The organism is Maridesulfovibrio ferrireducens (assembly GCF_016342405.1).
Classification (GTDB): domain Bacteria; phylum Desulfobacterota; class Desulfovibrionia; order Desulfovibrionales; family Desulfovibrionaceae; genus Maridesulfovibrio; species Maridesulfovibrio ferrireducens_A.
Window position 1 is genome coordinate 1 of sequence record NZ_JAEINN010000051.1, and the last position, 3,228, is coordinate 3,228.

The 3,228-nt window shown below is 37.8% G+C and carries 2 protein-coding genes; one reads left to right on the forward strand and one right to left on the reverse strand.

The features are described 5' to 3' along the window. Positions 1–267 precede the first annotated feature (267 nt). Positions 268–1,629, reverse strand: a complete 1,362-nt coding sequence (locus JEY82_RS19540) for an adenosine deaminase (protein WP_304088972.1) — start codon at positions 1,627–1,629, stop codon at positions 268–270. A 433-nt stretch (positions 1,630–2,062) separates the two neighbouring features. Here JEY82_RS19540 and JEY82_RS19545 point away from each other — a divergent pair, with 433 nt between their 5' ends. Then, positions 2,063–3,118, forward strand: a complete 1,056-nt coding sequence (locus tag JEY82_RS19545) for a DUF6765 family protein (protein ID WP_304088975.1) — start codon at positions 2,063–2,065, stop codon at positions 3,116–3,118. Positions 3,119–3,228: the final 110 nt, after the last annotated feature.

Below are 3,228 nucleotides of genomic sequence, written 5' to 3' on the forward strand. Positions count from 1 at the left end.
GCCGTTGCCGACCCGAGAAAGAGGTTCTATGAGAATCCAACCAAACAGTCAATAGGTTTTTGAATTATTGTTGATATCCATTGAAGATTCAACAACTTGGATTCGTATAAAGCCCGAGAACACGCGGCTTAATCACTTTTACGAGGAACAAAAACAATCTAAGAAAGTCAGAGTCACATTCTTAATTCATATAAAAGGCCCGAGCATCACTCATCACAAACACTTCATTCATTCTTTATGTTGTCAGATGCTTAAACGGCCAATTCATTAATCAGAGACCTGATAATTGTGCTCAAAGACTTTAAGTTTCTTCTCCAGCTCCCATTGCTGAGCAGCTTTCTCACTATTAGAAAGAAAAGACATACAGTCACTGTCCGGAACTGAATCACCAGCACACACACCTATCATAATATATGGATCAGGTTTCTTCCAAAGCGACTCACCTTTAAGAAAGGAATACTCTAATGAATTACGCGCAACCTTTTTCAACTGCCCATAATCCAATCCTTGATCCACAACGGCTACAACGTATTCATTCGTTAACGTTGTCCGGGCAACTCCCATATCATCTGACGAGAAAGTAACCGGAACACCTGATGAGAGATATACATTAAGAGGATGGTTTTTTCCAGAGACTTTTAAAATAGAATCATTACTTGAAAGCAGACACTCAAGCGCAACGCCTTTTTCCTTCATTAGTGAAAGAGTCTCACGAGATTTTTCTTCATACGCTAAATCAACACCATGCCCTATACGTTGAGCATGCCCTTTAATTACAGCAAGCAGGATGTGATTTGATAAAGCTTCCGGCGTAGTAACCCATCCCGTTAACTCACCTGCATGCAATGTAATAGGCACTTCGGGGTATAACTTATGAAAAAAATCCAGCATTTCCATATGTAATTCATAATCGCGCACCGCAATCGGAGAATCTTCCGGACCAACCAAATTTAAAGCAACTACACGGGGATCTCGATGAACCAATTCAAATGACCAAGCCATCTGCGCAAAAACATATGCTGGCTCAGCCCCTCTATAGATTTGATTAATGTAACGGATGAGAACTTCAATTCCTTCGCCGCCCCTAAGCTCTTCCTCTTTTAAAAATTCGGTTTCATCGAGCTTCCTTATAGCCTGATCCATATCTTGAAATAAACCAGACTCTCGCAATTCACTTAGCGTAACTACAGGGTTTCCATTCCAACCAACCTTTTCAGCCCAAGGTGAAACCCATTTAGGACCATAAATTGAACACATAGCTTCTACATATTGAACATTATCACGATATGCCTGTTTTGAAGCGAGTGCTAATAAACGACCCGCATTTTTCTTCGCACCACCAAATTTAGCAAATGTTGCAAAGAATTGATCGTGTCCCCACATTCTATTATCTCGTAAGTTTTGCCTAACCGACAACGCGTCAACAGCACTGTTCCATATATTACTTTTGCCAAATGCCAGTGTTGCCGCGATTGAACCATTACCACATGGACCGGCAACAATTCGATTACTTGCCTGTTCGATACAAGAATTATCCGCAGCTGCCCAAGTTAAATAATCTTCTGCATAGGGAATTCCTGAAAGATGTGTATGCAGTTCAGCCCCTTTCGGCATTTCAGAAAGGAACATGCGTAACGCGACAGGATCATGCCGTATAGTGTCAAAAGCTTGTTCGTGACTTCGGTGCGCGCAAGCTGACAAAAAAACTAAAAATATTATTATAAGTATTTTTTTCATGGGAGTAGTAGACATAAGAAGTGTGTATTCGTCAATAAATGATCAATTTAAACAAACTATGAAAACGCTATTTCGTAATAAGAATTGTTTTTAAATCATCATCTGCGAGTCCTATTAAAAGCATACCGCCAGTTTGCTAATTTTCAAAACGTCACAACTTAAATTTTGATAGTATTCTCCAACCCCTTGCCTGATTAATATAAGTTAATTTTAAATATATTAATCACAGACTATTTAAAAAAGCACATACGCCCCACACAGTACGTATTGACTTATTAAATATAGTATTTATTTATATTTAAATTAAACATATAGGAGATTTTATATGCAAAAAGATATGCACTATTACGGCACTTATGCAATAGCACGTGCCGCTGGAATCAAACCGGAAGCAGCTCAAATAATTGCTTCGGCTTCTCAATTTGTTGATGATAATGCGGTAAAAGAAAGAATTGATTTTACAGACAACGCCAGCCTTTACTCCAGACCCACAGCCCATCACTGTGACAATATTAAAAATGTTATCCCAGAAGATCAAAGGGTAGTTTGGGTTCCATTTCACTTTTTGCCAGGTGGTGAAGGAATAACTTTTGAAGATAAAATTGTCTGCCAAAAAGACAGTATGATTGCTAAAAAAATGGTCGAAAATCATCTAAGCAAAATTGATAAGAAATTTTATCTAGAACTATTAGGAATAACCGCTCACGTATATGCTGATACATTTTCTCACTATGGATTTTCCGGACTTAGTTCTCCTAAAAACGATGTCAAAACGTTTAGCATTGAACTTTCTCAAAATACTAATGATGACATCCTTGAAACTCTCTCTGAAAAAGCAAATAGATTTTGGGAAAAAATTAAAACCGGAGTTGCAGAATTTGGATCAAGAAAATTAGGTCACGGCGGAGTTTATACATACCCTGATGCTCCTTTCTTAGAATGGAATTTTGAATATGAGGACGAAAGAAAAAGCGAAAGAAATAACCTTATTACTTTTGTGGAAGGTTCAAAATCTTTATATAAAATGTTTAGAAAGGCTTGCGATGTTTATCCAGATATATATGAAGGAACTCATAGAAGTTTTGAGCAAATAAAATCTCCACTCGAAGAAATTCTTTCTTTCAATGGTGATGAAGATGATCGAATCCAATACTGGATAACCAGTTTTGCAGATGAAACTTCAAATTTCACAATAAACGGTGAATCATTTCTCCACTATCTTGGTGATGACTGGAACCAACAACGAAATACTATGGACGGCAATACTCATTCAACAGAAGTATTAGAAATGCCAATTTACAACTTCTATAAAGCCGCTTCATATCATCGGCATTACGTCTTGAGAGATTTACTTCCACAGCATGGAATTGTTGTGTCTTAAAAACATATCACCGCCACGGTATTCTTCAAGCCGAACTCCCCCAATCAAAGCACGCAAAAAGACCCGTACATTTTCATGTACGGGTCTTTTTTTAAAATAAAGTCCTTGCG